The following is a 20,430-nucleotide window of genomic DNA, read 5'->3' on the forward strand; positions in this document are numbered from 1 at the left end:
AAAAGGAGATCAATTTCCGAATCCATTTCGGAAATTGATCTCCTTTTTAAATAGATGAACGGATGTTAGAAAGCTTTTTACGGGCAACTTTCACATCCAAAAGCGGTTCAATCGGTCACTCCGCTGGGTGAAGCGCATCGATCCTGGCAGTAAAATCATTCGACAAAATGTATGATAATTAATATCTGAGACGTACCGGATAAGTCGCATCATCGCAAACGCGAACGTCAAGGTCGATTCGATCGAAAAGCTAAGACCGTATTCAGAAAAGCCGAACGGCGAGATCAACAAGGCTAAGATTCCATTAGCAAAGAAGAAGATGAACAAACTCCATCTTATGTAGGGAAAACCGTCCAGCGTGTAAAATGGAGTTTTTGTTGTGATTTACGGTTAACAAAAAATTGGGAACTTTCTTTTGGATATACACACCTATTTCACCGAAATCGCTTAAGTATTCTTAAACTTCTTCACGTATTTCAGTATTCCTCATCTTTATGCAATCATTATCTAGGCGCAACCGAGTGTTTCTTATCAATATTATTATGAAGATTTATTTCGAAAGTAACAGCGCATCGTTCGTTTCGTCGCCCAATCTTCACTAACCTTTTCCCTTGTTGTTTAATCGCTTCGTCATGTGTGACGAGGATGATCGTTTTTCCTTGATCGTTCAGCTCTTGTAACAGCGCCATCATCCGCTCCGCGTTCGCTTGATCAAGCGAGCCCGTCGGTTCATCCGCAAAGATGATGTCACATTGCTTCAGCATCAATCGAGCTAATGCGACCCGTTGCTGTTCCCCACCTGACAACATAAAGACTTTTTGATCGATTTTGTCGCTTAATCCAACAGCAGTCAGCACTTCTTCAATCGTCTTATCCGAGCGATAGCGTTTTTGAACGATCTCGAGATTCTGCCGAACCGTTTTTTGGTCGACGAGTGCGAAGTTCTGAAACAAGAAGCCAAGCTTCGTCCGGAAGTATGTCAGTTGATTGCGCTTGTTCGTGATGTCCTTTCCATCAACGACAATTGTTCCTGTATCAATTGGCTCTAGCGCCCCAATCATGTTGAGTAGCGTTGTTTTCCCGCATCCACTCGGACCGGAAAAGATGACGAAGTCACCCTGAGAAATCGTCAACGATAGGTTTTCGAATAAGGTTTTTCCTTGAAATGATTTAGTCAGTTGTCGGATTTCAATCATAGATTTCCCCCCTTTAAGATGCGTTGGACATTCGCCCGTCCAATCTTTCGAATCAGCCAAATCAGTAAGATTCCTTCGGCCAGTAGCAAGAGTGCTCCTCCAGCTAACAGTAGCCCTGGTGAAGAAAACTCAAGGATATAGGCAGTAAGCGCTACAGCTAGTGTACTGACAAGCGTAATCCCCATCGTCGACACGATCAGGCGTCGGTTTTTCTGCCAGATACTATATCCCATCACTTTCTGAACTGATAACTTGATCGCATTCACTTGATACTCGAGTCGTAGCACCGTCCAGATGACGAGTAACTCCAGACTAAGAATCAGAATGACAAAGATCAGGTTCATATTCATCAATCGTTTCGCTGCTTCCCAAACACCAAGATACTTCTCCCACGCATTCGTCTGCAAAACGAGTTCATTCGTCATCTGTTTCTTCACGACATAGTCTTGAAAGGCTTCTTGGTCCAGGATGTCAGCGAATAAGACATTTGACAGTTGTTTCGGTACTTTCGATTGCTTTGCTTCATTGACGACGATGAGTAACGGATCATCGATGAGTGTACTCCCGCTAGTAAGATTTTGATCAATCGCGACGGTTTCGAAATCTTCCTGATAGCGGACGACTGGATAGAAATCTGCCAGATACGCCCCGAGTCCGAGTTCACGAAGTCCACTATCAATGGTCGCCTTCGCTGGAATGAACACCCCCTCTGGCGCAAAGAACGTCAGCTCATGCTTCAAGACGGAAGAACTATTCTCAAATTTCCCGGCAACTTCATTAAATGCTGTCCGGTTCATCAAGATGGTCGGTTGGTCTGCCGTCGTGAAGCTGTTAATCGGGGTACTCAATGTCACTTTTAAGTCATCATAAAAGCGTTTGTACAGTTCTGTCTAGATTCGTTCCGAAATGTCGGAACTTTTTTCATCCGAAAAGCGCGGAGACGTTACTTTGTGACCGATGTAGGTATACGAATAGTTTTTCTTCGCTTCAAAGAACGGACGTTGTTCATAGATCGTCACGGCTTCGGCGATGACCGTGATACTGCTCGAGAGCATCAAGATCGTCAAGAACGCTGTTGCGAATTTCATTCCATATGTAAAGCCTAGTAATTTGTTCGAACGCTGACCATTCGAAAATGCTTCTTTGATCGTCAAGCGTCGTAAGCGGAGATAGACGAGTCCGTTTACGACAATCAATCCAACCATCAAGCCACTGAACAGCATCAGGTACGGATCAATCGGTGTGAACAAACGGAGTGTCAAAAAGCTAACGATGAACGCAAGCGACAAAATGCCGGAGTCTATCATAATCGAACGTGTTAGCCAACGGGCTAACGATTCGCCCATCGATAGACGAACAAGTAGTTCCTTTCTGACGACAGCCAGCTCATAAAATGTCAGTAACACGGTGATGATCGCAACAAGTGCGAATACGCCTAAAATGCGGTACAGTTCTGCCGACTCGTTATAACCAGGTTGCGGATGATTCCCCGCGTATGTATCGATCAATTCCATCTTAAACGCCTTTACGGCAGCGACTGAACCAATCCCGTAGAAGTTTGGTGTATAAGCAACGGCAGGATGCTCGGATAACGGCTTGAACTGGAACGTGATATCACCGAGAAAGACGCTTTGATAGACCTGCTCTTGGATCGAGCGGGTAGCAAACATCGCTTCGGTATCAGCCGTCCCGTAAATCGTCTTCGTACTGGAAAGCGTTCGATTAGGCGTCTCTTCATAGGTGAAGACATCGACCTGATGTTTCGTCGCGGCTCGCTCGATATCTGCTAGCATCTGTTGTTCCGAAATCTTCGGATTCGGATAGATTGTCGTCGACACGAACGGTTCTCCGAATCCTTCAAGTGTCAGCATCCGACTCTCTCCAATGATGAACAGACTCGTAAACACCATCACGGTTAGAATCATTAACTTCAAGCGTTTCATCCGGTTTCCTCCCATCTTTTAGTAATCCGTTCAGATTACCTTGAAACATGAATAACCAAAAGATGTAATTTTATCAATCAATCCGACAGAATGCGTCTTTTAAAAACAATAGCCATCTATTCCTTAAAATCAGCAGACTCGCTTCTCTTTTACAACTAGGAATCTAAGGACTATAAGTGAATTAGGAAGACTTCCTCCTTAATTATCTTTTTTTCCATGACTTACTCCCTATCTTTCGATTGGTAGAACGATACTGATTTCTTTTTTTCCGAACACCCCAGCGGATAAGTAGAGTTATCCGCTCGACGCAACGCCTCATTTCTTCAATCATGCCAACGGTTTCTTCAACTTTTAAGTAGCGTAGGTGATGCAATTCCTTGTCAATCTACCAGTTCTCTTCAGTTAAACCCGCATTCTAGCGCGATCGCTTTCAGGATAACTCTACTTATACTAAAACTACCGCGGAATACATAACAGATATGCATATCTGAAGAAACGGATACCCATGAATGACTTACTACGTAACTGGATTCCCCTCGTCAACTCCCTCCTGTCCCGCCTCTCGATCCACCCGAATGAACATGATGAATGCCGGCAAGCCGCCCTACTCCGACTTTGGAAATCAATCGAAGAAGGAAAGGTCATGACTGTCACCTTCGCTCGGATCCGGGCAAAAGGCGCGATGCTCGATTACTTAGCGACTCGGAACCGGACGCTTGCGACTGAAGTCGCAGTCGAGACGATGCCGGAGCTTCCTCGCACACCGAACGTCTCCTTTCATTATCTCCTCAGTGAACTCAAACGAGATCTGTCGAATAAAGAGTACACGTTTCTCGAAGCCTTGATGCACGGCACGGAAGAGACGCTCGGTTACTCACCGGCACGACTCCGTTCATTGAAGTCGGAACTCCGGCAGAAAGTCCAATTCCTTCTCGGATGATGATCTATTACCAAGAACGTTTACTCGCGATCATCGAACAGGCGGACTATCGTCCCTTGACGAAAAAAGCCTACCGCTCGGACGTACGGCATCTCTGTCGCCACGTCGAACGGATCGATTTTCCGTCGCTCCAACGCTATGGTAAGTTCCTACGCGACACTTATGCTCCAGCAACTGCCGCACGACGACTACATGCCCTCTCAATCCTGTTCGATCAACTGGTCGCGGAACATTCGCTCCCAACGAATCCGTTAGCACGCGTCAAAAAACCGGTTCCTGCACCTCATCGACGACTTGCCTTCACGTACGACGACGTCCACCGTGTCCTCGAGACGATTTGCGACGAAACTGTCTATGCCTTTAGCTTTCTTCTTTTGCATACGGGACTGCGGTTTTCAGAAGCCCGTGACTTACGGCTCGTAGACGTCGACTTTGCGCGCGATCAAGTGCTCGTCCGAAGCGGTAAAGGTGATCAATCACGTCAGGTTCCACTGCATCATGCGTTGCGCGATGTCCTGACGCGCTATATCGAGACGATTCGTCCTAATGCACTTCCATTATTTTGCGAAGACAGTGGACGACCGGTCAATCCAGCAAAGTTTCGTCGTGTCCTAAAAGAAGCAAGTGAACAATGTCTCGGACGGATCCTGCGACCGCACGATATCCGGGTCACGTTCGCGACGACACTCTATCACGTGCATCAGACGGACATTCTGACCATCATGCGCTTGCTTGGTCACAGCGATGTCCGGACGACGCAGCACTACGTCTTACCATCGCACGACATTGCCCATGCGTCAGTCAATCGACTCAAGCGGACAGACGATTGAGGACGTCCCGGACGTGATTCGTCTGACTGCGGATGTATCCTTCCGTCGTTGCGATGCTGGCGTGACCAAGCAGACGTTTTATATCAAGCAGCTTCAAACCGGCTTGTTGATAGAGATAGGTCGCATAGGCGATCCGGAGCATGTGCGGACGGACGTGACGCCCTAGATGTGTGAATCCCACCTCGCGAAGTGCCTTTCTCGCTGCATGTTCGTTAACCATCCGTCCAGTAACGGACTGAAATAAGTAGCCGGTCGTGCGCTCCGCTAAAAATAGACTGATCTTATCGCGGAGTGCTTCCCCGATCGGAACGGTTCGTGTCCGCCCGCCTTTGCCGTAACGAACGTACAGTTCACCTTTTACTAAATCGAAATCCTGAACCGTCAACAAACGGGCCTCCATGAAGCGGAGGCCCGTTTGGCTGAGCACCTCGAAGAAGAGGCGATAGGTTGGATCTTGAATCTGTCGGATTACCGGAATCAACTCTTCACTATCGTGGTAGGTCTCGTCTTGAAGACGTTGATGGACGATCGGACGGATCTCGACCATCGGATTCTTTTTGATCCGTCGTCGCTCGACGAGGACGTTTCCGAGTCGGTGTAAGACATGATACCGTCGCAGGATCGTCGACGGCTTATAATGTGCTTTCATCCAGTGAAAGTAGCGTCGTAAGGACGCGACTGACCAATCAATCTGATACAAGCGCATTTGTCGAAGATCACTCCGATATGCCTTAATCGTATGGGCTGACCGCGAGCAGTCGGTCATTAAATACTGATCGAGATAGTCATAGTGGGTCATAGCTGGTTCCTCCTTTTATAGGGACTGACATGACAGCCGATGGAGTACACGATTGATTTCCGATAAAATATCAAGAATCGCTTTCCCTAAACAATCAATGCACGAAAAACAAAAATAAGGAAAAAAGTTACAATCGTATTGAATCTATTTTCTGTAGAGCAGGAGAGAACACATACCTTTCTTTACCCTGAACGACAGCGCATTGATTCCCTCCAATAATCGATAAAGGAGCTTACATATGAATACGGATAACGACTATCTTGGCAATCCATCAGATATTCTCGTCACGACGTATGTGACGGAAGAAGAATTGCGCGACATCATCGCAATCGAATTCAGAGACTTCTGGCACCCGAAATTACGAATCACCCCCAACGAGCTCGTCATCACCGGTTCGACTGTTTCAACAAAACAGCGATTTGCTCATCATAAGCCGTTCATCCTCACGATCGCCCCGTTTCGTATCTGTCATAACATCATCTCTTTCCATATCTACGACATCAGCCCAGAATCCCAAGAACAAACGATTTTGAACCTGCTAAAGGCAAACCCCAACTTGTCATACAGCTATCACATGATTCATGTCCATCTCCAACCATGCGACTTCGGAAATCCATTTTTTCATACGCTCCAGTATACGAAATTAATGGATCATAAAATCCTCGTCGGTCTCCACCTCTAGTCGATACGCTTTGATTTTTCCTCACCCGTCAGATGTTATTTGAAAAAAATGTATATGATTGAATGAAAAAGGGTATCTACATTACACCTTTACCATTCGATTAAACATTCCAATCTGCCGAGGTGACTTCTTCCATCATGCCAACCCATACGATGCATGCTCATACTGACTTTTTACTCGTCACGCTCTCCTATCTGATTGCCGCAACATCCGCCTATATCGCAATCGAACTCGCGGGACGCGTCAAGACAGCGACCAATCGTTCGAAACATCTCTGGTTGATTGCCGGTGGATCGATTTTAGGTCTTGGTATTTGGTCGATGCATTTCGTCGCGATGCTTGGTCACGGTACATTGAAGGATGCGACCTACTCGTTCCCACTCGTCTTCTTGTCGGTCATCATCGCGATGACGGGATGTATCCTCGGCTTTTATCTCGTCGCGCGCCAGATGTCTCGTGAATCATTCGTCCTCGGTGGTTTTTTGATGGGCAGTGCGATTGCTGGCATGCATTATGTCGGGATCGCCGCTTTACAAGGGATGAAACTGCAGTATCACACGGGTTACGTCTTACTCTCGATCTTGATTGCGATTGCTGCTTCTTGGACCGCACTCTGGATCGGTTTCTTTTCGCGTTACGCAAAACAACAGATGCTGGTGCAAACGAAAGTCTTTTTTGCTCTCATCATGGGCATCGCGATATCCGGGATGCATCACGTCGGAATGCTCGGTTTAGAGTTTCAAATGATTCCATCGTTTACGAGTGATCAAGTCATCGAACCGACGATGCTGTTGAGGCTTGTCTCGATCGTCACGCTCTTTTTGTTCATCGTTTTCTTCGCTTCCGTCTTGTTTGACCTCCAGTTACGTAAGCGTGATTTCATCCAAGCGACGATTCTTGGATCAACCGAAGATGGTGTCGTGACGACGAATCCTGATGGTCTAATTCAATATGCCAACTCGCTGTTCCATGATTTTTTCCCGAACCGTCATTCATACTTAACGGAACATGACTCGACGTTACGTCTCGATGTGCCCGAACATACGAAACAGATGCTACACGTCGACGAACGTATCCTTGAAGTCGTCAATCATCCGCTAAAAGGCGAGAACTTGAATCAGACATTGTGGTTCTTCCGCAACGTCACCGATCAAGTTTCGTCGCAGCAACAACTCGAACACCTTGCCTTTCATGACCGGTTGACGGATTTACCGAATCGAGACAAAATCACGCTGTATATCGAGGATCAGATCAGACAAGGAATTCCGATTTCGTGTCTCGCGCTCAGCATGGATCGCTGGTGTTCTCTAAGTGATATGCTCGGACATAAAGGCGTCGAGAGTCTGTTGCTGCAAATTGCAGAACGTCTGCAAGCGACGATTCATGCCCGTGATGTCCTAGCACGCCTTGATTCATCCGAATTCCTCGTTCTCCTGGTTGATGAGCGGAGTCAGCTAGCGACACAAAAAGCCGAGAAGTGCTACGCTGCCCTATCGCAACCATTTGATATCAATGGAACGGTCATTACGCTGACGATGCGCGCTGGAATCAGTCATTACCCAGAAGACGCCACAACAGCGGAAGAACTGATCGAGTATGCAAAACTGGCACTACATGCTTCGTTTACTGAAGCGCAAAACACGATCAAGGAATTTAAGATCGAGAACCGAAACGATATCTTACGGACTGTCCAGATTGAAAAATTCATGACGGAGGCACTCGAAGCAGAAGCGTTTGAGCTCGTCTATCAACCAAAGATTGCAGTAGTTACGGAATGCATGACCGGTGTTGAAGTGTTGGCACGCTGGACGCATGATGAGCTTGGATTCGTCTCACCAGCTGAGTTCATTCCCGTCGCTGAAAATACGGGAGCGATTCATGCCCTAGGTGACTGGGTGTTACGTACTGCCTGCTTGCGCTGGGTCGCGTGGCAAGACCTGACACCAGAACCGTTCTCGATTGCTGTCAACGTCTCGCTACTTCAGTTCGCGAGTCAAAAATTCTTACGTCGCGTCGAAATGATTCTCGCGGAGACAGGAATGAATCCGGCGTACTTGGAACTCGAAATTACGGAGTCCGCTGCTTTATCCTATGAGACGGCGACCTATGAAAAATTAGCGCGACTGCAGGAACTCGGTATTCGTGTCTCACTTGACGACTTCGGTACCGGTTACTCGTCCTTCAAGCATCTTCGTTCATTACCAATTCAGTTGTTGAAGATTGATCGTTCATTTATCGGTTCGTTATTTGACGGTAAGAATCTACAAGCTATCGTTCAATCGATGATTCAACTTGGACATAATCTAGAGATGGAGGTCTTAATTGAAGGGGTTGAAACGTCGGAGCAGGCAGATTGGCTCGCGCAAGAAGGCTGTGATTATTTCCAGGGCTATTATTTCAGTCGACCGTTGAAAGAAGAGGATCTGTTTGGATATTTAAATTTATTACGATCGAGCGGAAGTGCTTAATTTTTTCGTCATGAATTCCATGTAACCGCTAGAAATAAGTTGAGGGTTTTTGTTCGATAGTACTTTACACTTTTGCTCAAATTATTTGAACTCTAGTAAAATGGTGAGAGTCTATATTTGATCTGAAGGGAAAAACGTTGGAGGAAAAGTTAATGTTAAGTATCAACGTATCAAAATCTATCAGTTATACTAAAGAAAATTCAAGATGGCTCAAATTGTGAAAGAGTTAAAAGTTTCTATTCCTACGGTCTATAAGTATTTGAACATGACTTTCGACGAAATGAAGAGACATTAGAAAGTATTATCGTAATCCAGTTGGATTTCTATAAAGATTGGAAAATAGCTTAGTTAGAAGATTTCCCGCATCTCATTAGCGCTCAAATCAACGATTGGTTATTGGAAAAGATATCCGCAGCTCACATTAGGCGAAAGCATCGTCAAGACATACGTCAGAAAAATACGCGAAGTGTATCGAATCGATAAAAAACGAAAGGTACGTCAATACGAAGCGATTCCTGAACAACCAATGGGAAAGCAACTCCAAGTCGACTGTGGAGAAACGAAGCAAAAGAAGAAAAAGAACAAGGAAATCAAGTTATACTTAATCGCTTTCGTACTCGCCTACTCTCGCATGAAATATATAGAGTAGCAGAACAGACCTTTCACGACACAAGATTCCATATGTTTCCATGAAAGCCCTCCAGGTTCTATGGGGAACTGACAACCGAAATCGTCTATGATCAGGACTATCTCATTACGTTGAGTGTAAACGCAGGAGAAATCCTAATGTCCACCAGACAATGAAAAAAGAGCAACAGAAGTGTTCTCCTTTGAAAAATAACACTTACAACCGGTCCATTCGTTACTTTCATATGAAAATACCTATGTGTCGAATATAGCAAGGAACGTGATTAAGAACAATACGATTCGATATCATTTCAATCGTTATTTAGTTCCTCCCGAGACCTGTTCTTCCTATGCGACCAATAATGTTTTTATTGAGTTGACCGACGCGAACCGACTACTCATTCGGACACAATCGGATGGGAAAGTGATTGTAGATCACCCCGTCAGTTCAAAAAGAGGAAAGTTGATCCAAAGTCGTCATCATCTAAGGGACCGTTCATCCGGTTTTGACGAGTTCGAACAACGATCGGTCGGTCACTTTAAGGATATGGAAAAGCCACGCATTACTTGGGGGAACTTTGCAAAAAATTCCCGCGCTACAAGCTTGACCAGTTAAATGTCATCCAAGATTTCATCCATGACTATAGTGCGCAATTAGACCAGTCGTTGAATCACGTATCCCTATTAGAGAACACGTTTCTGATATCCAAGTGAGCACTCGTCCGCTCAGCATATATGTCAGTATCTTGAGAAGAGACGTGTGATGAACCAGACCGTGACCGACTCACAACAGTAGTTCAAACAATTAAGGTTGGCAGAAACCGCCGATGCGCTTCCATAGATCTTACTAGAAGTGACGAGTCTAGAACGACGTATGAAATGGACTCTCTTGCCTTTTTTGAAGCAGTTATCTGAATTTAGAATTGATGAACAAACGGCTCTGATGGACCGATAGTTGATTGAGTTGAGTTTGCTTGAGCAGCCAGCATTACAACTTAATCCTACTCGGATCGCTTGGCGTCGATAAAATGTTTTTAGCGGGCGGCTTGGGATTAAAACCTGCTAGACGTGGATACAGAGTATTTTTCGTTACGATGGGTGAATTGGTACACTTATTGTTTTCGAAAAAGCCTAAAGTTCAACTAGAGCGTTTAAGGGAAGCCGATCTCGCCATCTTTGAAAACTTGATGTATATGCGATGGATTAGAGAGAAGCTAAGCTATTTTTACATCTCATCAATCATCTTGACCTCGAATAAAAATCCAGATCAATGGGGCGAGCTAATTGGGGATCAAGGAATCACGACTTCCATATTGGATCGTCTCTTACATCGCTATGAGAAATCGAAAGAACTTATTTTCATCAGAACTGTAAAAATTAAACGAGAAAAAAGTCAAATTCTATTTGACGTCGACACTATTTTACGGCACATGTAAAATGATTAAACAGTATTGTGCTTAAATCATCGCGAAATGACTTTTCTTCTTGACGGTCACACTATGTTTTGACTTGCGATTTATTTTTGATGCCGTACTTCTCTATGATCTCTTTCGTCATTAAATCCCCACTCAGCTTACCTTTGACTAATGCCCATTTCACTTCGCTTAAATATACGTTTTGCCCAAGCAAAACACCTCCGATGTTAGTACATTTAAAAAAGTGCACAACTCCGAAGATATTTTATATTATCTCAAAACTTCAGATTAATTCATTATAATAAATAGACCTTCGCCTTTTCTAAATAATCCTTCCAGATTTAAAAAATAGTATTTAAGTAAACATTTTTTTATTAACTTTTAGAAATATTTAAATCAAAGCAAATTTTATAACTTTCAAAAATCCATTTCCAAAAATTATATAAAATTTGAACTACAATCATCCAAATTAAAACACCTACAAAGTTTACTTTAATAAGTAGTAATACAACAAGTCCAATACTAGATATAATACTGCAAATAATCAAACTCGTTACAAATTTTTGATTATTTGATAACGAAATAATAGAAGTACTTCTTTGTACTATTTGATATACATATACGTAAAGTAATAAAGCAGACAATTCACTGAATGGAAGTATATTTAGATTTGAGCCTATAATATTTAAAATAGTATCTCCAAACATTATTAAAGCAATTGAAAGAATTGAATAGATTATAGTAAAAGACGAGAATGTTTTACTATATATATTTTTACTAGATTTTATATTTTTAGTGATTATGGAGTTCCCTAACTTTATATAATAGACCGAAAACAAAATTGAAGCCAAGGCTGATATTGTAGTAATCAATTGATAACTTAATGTGAACTCAGATATAGTTTTTAAATTTAAAAACAGAGGCAACAAAAAAATAATGAACTGAGTTTGTAAAAACTGACTAATCAACATACCACCCATGCCTTTACTTTTCTCATTAATAAATTTAAACTCAGTGATAAATTCTTTATCGAAATTTCTTTTAGATAATTTCATTACTTCACTAATCTCAGTATACAAACCAGATAACTTTCTTTTATATTGAATTTTTAAAAGAATCACAGTCAACAAGCTCGATATTGATAAACCTAAAATACCAAAATTCATAATTAATAATATTACTTTAGAAACCATAATCAATATAGAATTTATTATAGTTATCTCCTGTAGTTCGTAAACTTTATTAAGTCCTTTCATTATAGCAGCATCTTTCATTGAGGATATCGTTACTAGAATACTAATAGCAAAAACAATCCAACTTGTAATTGATTTCAAATATGAAATATCTGAAGAATCTTTCCAAATTATATATATTATATATAATGTCAAGATACATAAAATTATAAAGGATAGTTTTATTAACTTACTATAAACTTTTTGCGCAGAAATTATTATCATACTCATTAAATAATAATTTGATGAGCTAGCTGTATTTTTATTTTCTACGATTTCAGGCTTAATTATGCTTTTCGATCCGCTATATGCATACATTACAAATCTTGAAAAAACTGCTCCATATCCAAAATCCATTAATAGTAAAAAAGAGTTTATAGATAAAAATATTGACCATAAAGCAAATTCATTTGAAGAAGTATTAGTTACCATAAAAGGCAAAATAATAATGTTACTTCCGTATTTAACGAAATAACCAAAAAAACTTATTACTATATCCTTTCTTTTAATAATAAAAATAATTACCTCTCCTTTTTAAATCAATTTTATAAGATTTATTTAACACACTATAATAATACATGCATAACAATCTCTGATATTTGAACATACAATTTTTTTGCATAGCAATAACAAATTTATTTTATTGATTAAGTATAAAATTTTATATCTTATAATATTTTTTTCTAGTTACTGTAGCTAATAAATGATTAAATTCTTATTTTCCCACCAAATTCACTCCAATCAATTGAACGATAAAATTTATTTTCTTCGATTAATTTATCAATAATTTCTATATTTCTATATTTAATTATTTTAGCAGGATTTCCTCCTACAATCGCTCCTTTAGGAACATCTTTGGTAACAACTGCTCCAGCAGCGACGATCGCACCATCATCAATTTTTATACCAGAAAGAATAATTGCAGACTCAGCAATCCAAACTCCTTTTCCAATTACTATGTCATTTACATAGTTAATATTATCAAAAGGTAAAGCTTTTAGGTTGTTGTTATAATTATGATTAGTTGCAATCATTTTACATCTAGGAGCAATTATTGTTCCCTCACCTATAATTATTTTCGAAGATGGTGTAGCTTGTAAAATAACATCTTTTCCGAGAGAACAATAGTTGTCTATATAAATATTTTGAGGATAATCAAAATTATTCGAAGTATACGGTAAAATAACGTTTTTACCTATCTTTCCTAATTTAGGCTTTTTCCGTTCGAATATTAAATATCTTAATGTTTTTTTAATAAGGGCTTTTATCTTCATCGGTATACCTCTTTTCGTATTGAATAATATAAGCAATAGACGGAAAAATAATTCCGATCCAAAACATAAAGTTATTGATGTTATTATGTGTGATTGAATAAGTTATAGTTACAAAAAATAATGATGAAGATAAATAAAACATCATATTGTTTTTAATCAAAGACATTTTGTTTATTTGTAAGAATATATAAAAAATAAAAATAATAGCTGAAATCCCACCCAATTCTGCAGCTATTCTTAGATAATCATTGTGGGTTACGAAGTACATATTGTTCCATGGCGATCTAAATGTATTATACTCATGACCTATCCATATATTTTCTTTAATCGATTCCCAAGCATATTGCCATATGTAAACTCTTGACAAATCATCTTTAAGAAATATATCCATTATTCCCCCAGTAATTGATACTTTTATTGTTTTGTATATAAAATAAAAAATAATAAAAACGTATACAAATCCTAAGATATTAATTGTCCATTTCTTAATCTTTAGTATCACAAAAATTGTAATTAGACTCAGTAAAATAATGCTGATTTTTCCACTAGATGAGTCTGATAAAAATACTAAAATAACTGAAAGAAAATATAAAGAGATATTTTCACTTAAGTTTTTGTTATTAGAGTACACATGAAAAACCAGTAAAATAATTAACATTTGAGCGTAGTAGTTTGGATTCACGTCACTACCTACTCGTTCCCATTTGTTAATTAAAAAATCATATAGTCCAAAAAAAATCAACATATATAAAGATAATTTTGTTGAAGATAGTATATTCAATAAAGTTTTTTCACTCCGTAAAACTATAAATACAAATGATACTAATAAAGTTATATACGAAACATTTATTAATCCTTGAATATACAGAGAATCAATGTAACCTTTATAAAATGCATTATAAAATCCGTTTAAAATAACCATTACACAGAATATAATCATAAAAATAGGAGTTCTAATCAAGTGCAATGTTATTCGGTTATTTTTGTATAGAAAAGAGAATAATATCAAAAATATCCCTAATATAACAAAAAGAGTGATTGAAGCATCTAATATATTTGCAAAATCTTCAATATAAGGTTTAATTGCATACGAAGAAAAAATTAAAAATAGTACAATCCCCTTTAAACTTTTATCTTTTCTATAAAAAATAAGTATCTGACAAAAAAATACTATAATTATTACTAATAACTTGATATCCAAATCATCGCTCCTTAATAGCTTCACTAAATAAACTACGATAAAGATTCTCAATTTTTATAATTTCTGCTGTTACATCTTTTTTTAGACTTCTCATCGTTTTCTCCATGTCGTACCTTAAACTAAAATTTATATTATCTTGTTTAATTTTCTCAAGATTTACTATCCACTCTTCTGTATTATTAATATTGCTAATATAATATCTTGGGGAAACTATAACTTCTTTAGTAATATTATTTGATACGATTATTGGAAGACCATTAGTTTGAGCTTCTAAAACTACATTTGGATATCCCTCATAATGAGACGGAAAAATCATTGCATCCATTGCAGACATATACGATCCTATTTGAGAAGTATTTTTTATAATTATAACATCTTTTTCTAAATTTAACTTTTTAATGTCTTGTATAATTTCTTTCTTTTTATCTCCATCCCCAATCAGTAACAATTTAGATTTCTCATTATTTTTTTTAAATTCATAAAATATCTTGATTATTTGCTTATGATTTTTAGCATATGTGAAAGCTCCTACATGACCAACCAAAAAATTTTCGTTTATATTTATTCGTGATCTATATTGATTACGATCATCTAAATTAAATTTGAATTTCTCTATTTCAATTCCGTTATTCAATATTTTAAATTCTTCATTTCTAAACAACCATTCTCCAGCTTCTTTAGAAACAGCAATTTTTTTTATATTATTATGATCTAAAAACTTAAAATTAACGTTATGAAGTAACTTAGTTACTAGCGAATCGGGTGCATTTGAACTTCTGCTATGCAGTATGACTTTACAACCATATTTTAAAGCTATACTAATTGGAGAAATGTAACTCAAAGTATTAGCATGAAAATGAAGTATATCGAATTTATTTGTTTTAAATAATTTATTTAGTTCACGTCTATTTTTTAGAAAACTATCAGTTCTAGGAGTAATTTTATGAATTTTCATTCCTAAATCCTCAAATGAATCTTTATATGCTACTCCTTCAGAAGTCATATCTAAAAATGATAATTCAAAATCATCCTTATTTATATTATTTGCGACTTTTAAAAGATAGGTTTCTATTCCACCTGAATTACTACTCAATCCGTAATGGAGTATTTTCACAGTATTAACACCTCATACTTTTTATTTCGTTTCTATATTTTGTGAATACTTTATTCCATTCATAATTTTCTAAAACATCTTTATACGCTTCTTCAGACATTTTTTCTCTTAATATTTTATCATTTATTAAATCAATAATTTTATTTTCTAGCACTTCAGAATTATTATTTTCAACTAGAATACCATTTACATTATTTTTTATAATACCTTTAATTGCTCCTACATCAGTTGAAATAATAGGTAACTTCAATGCCATTGCTTCAATTATTGTTCTCGGAACACCTTCACTCTTAGAAGTTTGAATATAAATATCGCTTTCTCTTAAAAGTGGAACCATTTCTTCTTGATTTTTCCAAGAAATCAAATTTACATTTGCTTTCTTAGAAGCAATTTGATCTAAATATTTATTTTTAAGAGGTCCATCTCCAATCAAGGTCAAAGAAATTCCGTTGTATTTTTTCTCTAGATTAGATATAACTTCAATCGCCATTTCATAATTTTTTTCCCAAACAAATCTACCTATGCTTATAATTTTTATTTCAGAGAAATCAATATTATAGTTTGATTTTGGAGGATTAAACAACTTTATGTTTACACGATTAGGAATTTCGACAACATTTTTAGTTATATTAAAATTAGATAGCATTTCCGTCATTGCTAAAGATAGTGATCTTATTTTTTGTGAATTATTAAAAACATAATACATTATCTTTTTTACTGGATAGTGTCTCCATTTTTTACTTTCCAAATATCTAAAATACTCCATACCATGAATTTCAACCATTAGTGGTATAGAGTATTTTTTACTATAATAAGTTGCTAGTGGTCCTCCTAAAATAGAACATTGGGAAAGCATGAAATTTATATTATATTTTTTTATAATTTTTTTCATGTATATACTTGTGAAAAAAAATAACTTTGTATTTTTAAGATTAGGAATTAAATGTAAATGAATGTTATTATCTTTTGTATACGAGTATTTATTGTTTTCTGACCTTGCTAAGATATGATACTCATCAAAACCTTTTGCTAATTCTTCCCATATTTTCCTTGTCGCATGAAAGTTATTTAAATCTTTAAATACATTTGAACTAATATGTAAAAGATTATTCATAAAAAATCTCCTTTATATACATTTCACTTACTTTTTTTGTAGAAAAACGCTTTACTCTTTCTAAATTCTCATTTTTAAGTTCAGTATAATCAATTTTTTCGTTTAACATGATGTTAAGCTTGTCCTTCAAGTCATTTCTACTATCCTTGAAAACAATATATGGAAGCTGCTTTTTGCCAAATAAATCTTTTGTACCTCCTGCATCAGTAGAAACAATCGGTAAACCAGTAGCCATTGCTTCAATAATTACTCTAGGAAATCCTTCTGTATAAGAGGGATTTAAAAATACATCAGCTATTTTATAATATTTTTCTATATCAGAATTTTGTTTAGAACCTAAAAATTCTATAAATTCCTCTTTATCTTCTTCTTTGATATTTTTTAATAGTTCGTTTTTTTCTGGTCCATCGCCTATAACTAGTATTTTTGCATTATTTTTTTTAAAAATACCTTTATCAATTATATATGGTAAGTAGTAATTGGTTTTTCTAACTGGAGATAATCTATGAACAATTAAAATTATTTTTTGATCTATTGGAATATCCATACTTCTTCGTAACTCTTCTTTTTCTTTTGTAGTTGTGCTATTAAACCTTTTAATATCAATATCATTATAAAGAATTTTAATTTTTTGTTTTTTTATGCCTACTACTTTAGAGTAATAATTAGCCATACTTTCTGGTCCAGTAACAAAATAATCAATGTTATTCGTTAAAAGTTTAAATGGAAGATACTTCTTTAGAAACCACGAAAGCTTATTCCCACTGTTCATTTTATCAATTTCATATGTAGTACCACTCTGCCAATAAAAAACTTCTGCTTTTTCTAATTTAGATGCTAAAATTGCTATCAAAGTAGAGCTTACTGATATTCTAATGAAGATTTTATTAAATCCTTCCTTTGTAAACTTTTTTAATAATTTAAAAAGCTCGATCGATCTTTGAATTTTTTTTGTTTCTTTTTGACATACTACTGTTATGTTGGAATTATTAATTTTCGGTATACTATCTGATTTTTCTATAATTAATACAATTTCTACACCATTACTAGCAATTTCATCTAATAAATTTACAACGTGGAAAAAGTGTTCGGTAGATTTTGAAGAATAATGATTTAGAATATATATCATTTTTTTCATAATTAAATCCTTTCAATTCTTTTGAATAAATTCACAAATCACAAATGATCTAATTTAATAATTAAATATAAAATTGTTAATTAGATCATTTGTTTGCTTATTATTTAAAGATTAATGATTTACAGTATAAAGTTCTTCTTTATACCATTTAATACAAGCATTTATTCCTTCATCAAAAGACCAATTAGGATCATACTTCAATGCTTTCTTTGCTTTAGAAATATCCGCATTACTATGCTTAATATCTCCTTGTCTTTCTAACATATAAATCGGTTTAATATTTTTTCCTAATATACGTTGTATTTTATTTAAAACATCAATTAAATACTCCTGTCCTCCAAATGCAATGTTAAATGCTTCTCCAGCATTTTCGGATGATGCTTTACAGGCTTTAAGATTCGCTTCAATTACATTTTCAATATACGTAAAATCTCGACTTTGTAATCCGTCACCATTAATTATTGGCGCTTTATCATTTAATAATGAGCTAATAAACTTTGGGATAACTGCAGCATAATCTCCATTAGGATTTTGTCTACGTCCGAATACGTTGAAATACCTTAAACCATAAGTGTCTAAACCATATAGTTTAGTATATAGAGCAGCATACTCTTCATTAACTTTTTTTGTAAGTGCATATGGAGAAAGGATTTTTCCTAGACGATTTTCTATTTTAGGTAAAGCAGGCTCATCTCCATATACAGAAGAACTGGAAGCATATACAAATTTTTTCACTTTGTTTTGATGAGCAGCCTCTAACATATTTAAAGTGCCCTTTATATTTATTTCTTCATATAATAAAGGCATCTTAATACTTCTTGGAACGCTTCCCCATGCAGCTTGATGTAAAACGAAATCAGCATCTTTACATGCAATCATGCAAGTATCAAAATCCCTAATATCTCCTTCAATAAACTCATAATTTTCGTTAGTGCTAAACATTTCTACATGCTTTTTGTTTCCTGTAGACAGGTTATCAATACAACGCACACGATAACCTAGCTTTAATATTGCCTCACATAAATTAGAACCTATAAATCCCGCTCCTCCAGTAACTAAAAATAATGAATCTTTTTCAAAATCTAATTCTCTATAATTCATATTTTCACCCCTTATAATCTCCAATAACTAAAGTTATTATTTTCAAGATCATTTTTATTTAATACACCTTTTATATCTACTATAACTTTAAGTTTATTATTCTTATTAAACCAATTAGAAATTTGATCTAAATTAAGTGACTTAAATTCATTATGTGATACAGCTAAAATTACAGCATCAACATCTTTTATATTATCAATTTCATCAATCACTACATTATATTCATCTTTTGCTTCTATTTTATCAGCTATAGGATCTGAAATCTTTGGAAATATACCATATTCTTTAAGTTCATTCACTATGTCAATTACTTTAGTATTTCTTATGTCTGGGCAATCTTCTTTAAAAGTAAATCCTAATATTGCAACTTTTGCTGATTTAACTGGTATATCAGCCTTTATAAGGTTTTTGATTGTATTTTCTACAACATACTTACCCATATCATCATTTATTCTTCGACCAGATAAAATTATTTGAGATCTATATCCTAATTGTTCTGCTTTATATGTTAAATAATAAGGGTCAACTCCTATACAATGACCACCAACGAGCCCCGGAGAAAAATTAATGAAATTCCATTTAGTTCCAGCCGCTTCTAAAACAGCTTTTGTATCAATGTTCATTTTATTAAATATTATGGATAATTCATTCATAAATGCGATATTAATATCTCTTTGTGAATTCTCAATTACCTTCGCAGCTTCAGCTACTTTAATTGAGCTAGCCTTATAGACTCCAGCGTCAACTACCAATTCGTAAATCTTAGCAATGGTATCTAATGATTCACTGTCCATTCCTGAAACAACTTTAACGATATTTTCTAGTCGATGCAATGTGTCACCAGGATTTATTCTCTCTGGAGAGTAACCAACTTTGAAGTCTACTCCACACTTTAAACCAGATTCTTCTTCAAGAATTGGTACACATACTTCTTCAGTTACTCCAGGATATACAGTAGATTCATAAACAACAATTGTACCTTTTTTTAAATTTTTCCCCAAAGTACGACTTGCAGAAATTATTGGTGTTAAATCTGGAGTATGATCTTCGTTAACAGGTGTAGGTACTGCCACTATATGAAATTTTGCTTTCTGAAGATCATCGCTATTTGAAGTAAAGTTTACAGACGTGTTCTTTATTATTTCATTTCCTACTTCTTTAGTAGGATCTATTCCATTTTTATATAAATTAATTTTTTCATTACTTATATCAAAACCTATTACGTTTACTTTTTTTGCAAATGCAACAGCAATTGGCATCCCAACATATCCTAACCCGATCAAAGAAATACTTGCTTCTTTTGTTAGTATGCTTTTATATAAATCTTTATATAAAATTTGTGTAGTCATATCTTCA

The 20,430-nt window shown here is 36.6% G+C and carries 18 protein-coding genes and 1 pseudogene; 6 read left to right on the forward strand and 13 right to left on the reverse strand.

Annotated elements, in window-relative coordinates:
• Window positions 1–90: 90 nt before the first annotated feature.
• The 4 genes from pelG to Q7C19_RS10265 all read right to left on the reverse strand — a co-directional run bounded on the left by pelG (window position 91) and on the right by Q7C19_RS10265 (window position 3,139).
• Window positions 91–327 carry an exopolysaccharide Pel transporter PelG gene (gene pelG / locus Q7C19_RS10250; RefSeq protein ID WP_375092066.1) on the reverse strand — a complete coding sequence of 79 codons (237 nt, stop codon included), beginning with the start codon at window positions 325–327 and terminating at the stop codon, window positions 91–93.
• A 176-nt stretch (window positions 328–503) separates the two neighbouring features.
• Window positions 504–1,196 carry an ABC transporter ATP-binding protein gene (locus tag Q7C19_RS10255; protein ID WP_375092067.1) on the reverse strand — a complete coding sequence of 231 codons (693 nt, stop codon included), beginning with the start codon at window positions 1,194–1,196 and terminating at the stop codon, window positions 504–506.
• Window positions 1,193–2,050: a DUF1430 domain-containing protein gene (locus tag Q7C19_RS10260; RefSeq protein WP_375092068.1), complete on the reverse strand. Its 858-nt coding sequence runs from the start codon at window positions 2,048–2,050 to the stop codon at window positions 1,193–1,195. The genes Q7C19_RS10255 and Q7C19_RS10260 overlap by 4 nt, the downstream gene beginning before the upstream one ends.
• Window positions 2,051–2,086: 36 nt before the next feature.
• On the reverse strand, window positions 2,087–3,139 hold the full coding sequence (locus Q7C19_RS10265) for a hypothetical protein (RefSeq protein ID WP_375092069.1): 1,053 nt from the start codon (window positions 3,137–3,139) through the stop codon (window positions 2,087–2,089).
• Between the two features lie 505 nt (window positions 3,140–3,644).
• Here Q7C19_RS10265 and Q7C19_RS10270 point away from each other — a divergent pair.
• Both Q7C19_RS10270 and Q7C19_RS10275 read left to right on the forward strand, forming a co-directional pair.
• The gene (locus Q7C19_RS10270; RefSeq protein WP_029342674.1) at window positions 3,645–4,079 is read left to right on the forward strand and encodes a sigma factor; all 435 of its coding nucleotides are present in this window, start codon (window positions 3,645–3,647) and stop codon (window positions 4,077–4,079) included.
• Window positions 4,076–4,909: a tyrosine-type recombinase/integrase gene (locus tag Q7C19_RS10275; protein ID WP_375092070.1), complete on the forward strand. Its 834-nt coding sequence runs from the start codon at window positions 4,076–4,078 to the stop codon at window positions 4,907–4,909. Before Q7C19_RS10270 ends, Q7C19_RS10275 begins: the two co-directional genes overlap by 4 nt.
• Here Q7C19_RS10275 and Q7C19_RS10280 read toward each other — a convergent pair.
• Window positions 4,890–5,708, reverse strand: coding sequence for a tyrosine-type recombinase/integrase (locus tag Q7C19_RS10280; RefSeq protein WP_375092071.1), 819 nt, complete (start codon window positions 5,706–5,708; stop codon window positions 4,890–4,892). The two genes, Q7C19_RS10275 and Q7C19_RS10280, sit on opposite strands and share 20 nt — an antisense overlap.
• Before the next feature lie 238 nt (window positions 5,709–5,946).
• Between Q7C19_RS10280 and Q7C19_RS10285 the strand changes: the two genes are divergently transcribed.
• From Q7C19_RS10285 to Q7C19_RS10300, 4 genes and pseudogenes are all read left to right on the forward strand, one after another.
• Complete coding sequence (locus Q7C19_RS10285) at window positions 5,947–6,390, forward strand: hypothetical protein (RefSeq protein ID WP_375092072.1); 444 nt, start codon at window positions 5,947–5,949, stop codon at window positions 6,388–6,390.
• Between the two features lie 137 nt (window positions 6,391–6,527).
• A complete protein-coding gene (locus tag Q7C19_RS10290; RefSeq protein WP_375092073.1) occupies window positions 6,528–8,858 on the forward strand; it encodes a bifunctional diguanylate cyclase/phosphodiesterase in 2,331 nt (776 codons plus the stop codon).
• Between the two features lie 205 nt (window positions 8,859–9,063).
• Window positions 9,064–10,097, forward strand: a pseudogene (locus Q7C19_RS10295) (transposase); the annotation flags it as partial.
• Window positions 10,098–10,513: 416 nt separating this feature from the next.
• Window positions 10,514–10,921 (forward strand): ATP-binding protein, encoded by a 408-nt coding sequence (locus Q7C19_RS10300; RefSeq protein WP_375092154.1) that lies wholly within the window; start codon window positions 10,514–10,516, stop codon window positions 10,919–10,921.
• Between the two features lie 353 nt (window positions 10,922–11,274).
• On the opposite strand, the gene Q7C19_RS10305 is transcribed toward Q7C19_RS10300, so the two are convergent.
• From Q7C19_RS10305 to Q7C19_RS10340, 8 genes are all read right to left on the reverse strand, one after another.
• Window positions 11,275–12,564: a hypothetical protein gene (locus tag Q7C19_RS10305; RefSeq protein ID WP_375092074.1), complete on the reverse strand. Its 1,290-nt coding sequence runs from the start codon at window positions 12,562–12,564 to the stop codon at window positions 11,275–11,277.
• 275 nt (window positions 12,565–12,839) lie between these two features.
• Window positions 12,840–13,406, reverse strand: coding sequence for an acyltransferase (locus Q7C19_RS10310; protein ID WP_375092075.1), 567 nt, complete (start codon window positions 13,404–13,406; stop codon window positions 12,840–12,842).
• Window positions 13,384–14,607: an O-antigen ligase family protein gene (locus Q7C19_RS10315; protein WP_375092076.1), complete on the reverse strand. Its 1,224-nt coding sequence runs from the start codon at window positions 14,605–14,607 to the stop codon at window positions 13,384–13,386. The genes Q7C19_RS10310 and Q7C19_RS10315 overlap by 23 nt, the downstream gene beginning before the upstream one ends.
• A gap of 1 nt (window position 14,608) precedes the next feature.
• The gene (locus Q7C19_RS10320) at window positions 14,609–15,721 is read right to left on the reverse strand and encodes a glycosyltransferase (RefSeq protein WP_375092077.1); all 1,113 of its coding nucleotides are present in this window, start codon (window positions 15,719–15,721) and stop codon (window positions 14,609–14,611) included.
• Between the two features lie 4 nt (window positions 15,722–15,725).
• A complete protein-coding gene (locus tag Q7C19_RS10325; protein ID WP_375092078.1) occupies window positions 15,726–16,835 on the reverse strand; it encodes a glycosyltransferase family 4 protein in 1,110 nt (369 codons plus the stop codon).
• Window positions 16,828–17,973 (reverse strand): glycosyltransferase family 4 protein, encoded by a 1,146-nt coding sequence (locus Q7C19_RS10330; protein WP_375092079.1) that lies wholly within the window; start codon window positions 17,971–17,973, stop codon window positions 16,828–16,830. Before Q7C19_RS10330 ends, Q7C19_RS10325 begins: the two co-directional genes overlap by 8 nt.
• 111 nt (window positions 17,974–18,084) lie before the next feature.
• Window positions 18,085–19,074, reverse strand: a complete 990-nt coding sequence (locus Q7C19_RS10335) for an SDR family oxidoreductase (RefSeq protein WP_375092080.1) — start codon at window positions 19,072–19,074, stop codon at window positions 18,085–18,087.
• Between the two features lie 11 nt (window positions 19,075–19,085).
• A complete protein-coding gene (locus Q7C19_RS10340) occupies window positions 19,086–20,423 on the reverse strand; it encodes a nucleotide sugar dehydrogenase (protein ID WP_375092081.1) in 1,338 nt (445 codons plus the stop codon).
• Window positions 20,424–20,430 lie beyond the last annotated feature (7 nt).

This window comes from Exiguobacterium sp. PHA03 (assembly GCF_041945985.1).
Lineage (GTDB): Bacteria > Bacillota > Bacilli > Exiguobacteriales > Exiguobacteriaceae > Exiguobacterium_A.

Coding starts and splice junctions, on each gene's coding strand:
- Q7C19_RS10255 (WP_375092067.1), bottom strand. CDS start 1,196: ATGATTGAAATCCGACAACTGACTAAATCATTTCAAGGAAAAACCTTA.
- Q7C19_RS10265 (WP_375092069.1), bottom strand. CDS start 3,139: ATGAAACGCTTGAAGTTAATGATTCTAACCGTGATGGTGTTTACGAGT.
- Q7C19_RS10270 (WP_029342674.1), top strand. CDS start 3,645: ATGAATGACTTACTACGTAACTGGATTCCCCTCGTCAACTCCCTCCTG.
- Q7C19_RS10275 (WP_375092070.1), top strand. CDS start 4,076: ATGATGATCTATTACCAAGAACGTTTACTCGCGATCATCGAACAGGCG.
- Q7C19_RS10280 (WP_375092071.1), bottom strand. CDS start 5,708: ATGACCCACTATGACTATCTCGATCAGTATTTAATGACCGACTGCTCG.
- Q7C19_RS10285 (WP_375092072.1), top strand. CDS start 5,947: ATGAATACGGATAACGACTATCTTGGCAATCCATCAGATATTCTCGTC.
- Q7C19_RS10290 (WP_375092073.1), top strand. CDS start 6,528: ATGCCAACCCATACGATGCATGCTCATACTGACTTTTTACTCGTCACG.
- Q7C19_RS10300 (WP_375092154.1), top strand. CDS start 10,514: ATGTTTTTAGCGGGCGGCTTGGGATTAAAACCTGCTAGACGTGGATAC.
- Q7C19_RS10305 (WP_375092074.1), bottom strand. CDS start 12,564: ATGGTAACTAATACTTCTTCAAATGAATTTGCTTTATGGTCAATATTT.
- Q7C19_RS10310 (WP_375092075.1), bottom strand. CDS start 13,406: ATGAAGATAAAAGCCCTTATTAAAAAAACATTAAGATATTTAATATTC.
- Q7C19_RS10325 (WP_375092078.1), bottom strand. CDS start 16,835: ATGAATAATCTTTTACATATTAGTTCAAATGTATTTAAAGATTTAAAT.
- Q7C19_RS10330 (WP_375092079.1), bottom strand. CDS start 17,973: ATGAAAAAAATGATATATATTCTAAATCATTATTCTTCAAAATCTACC.
- Q7C19_RS10335 (WP_375092080.1), bottom strand. CDS start 19,074: ATGAATTATAGAGAATTAGATTTTGAAAAAGATTCATTATTTTTAGTT.
- Q7C19_RS10340 (WP_375092081.1), bottom strand. CDS start 20,423: ATGACTACACAAATTTTATATAAAGATTTATATAAAAGCATACTAACA.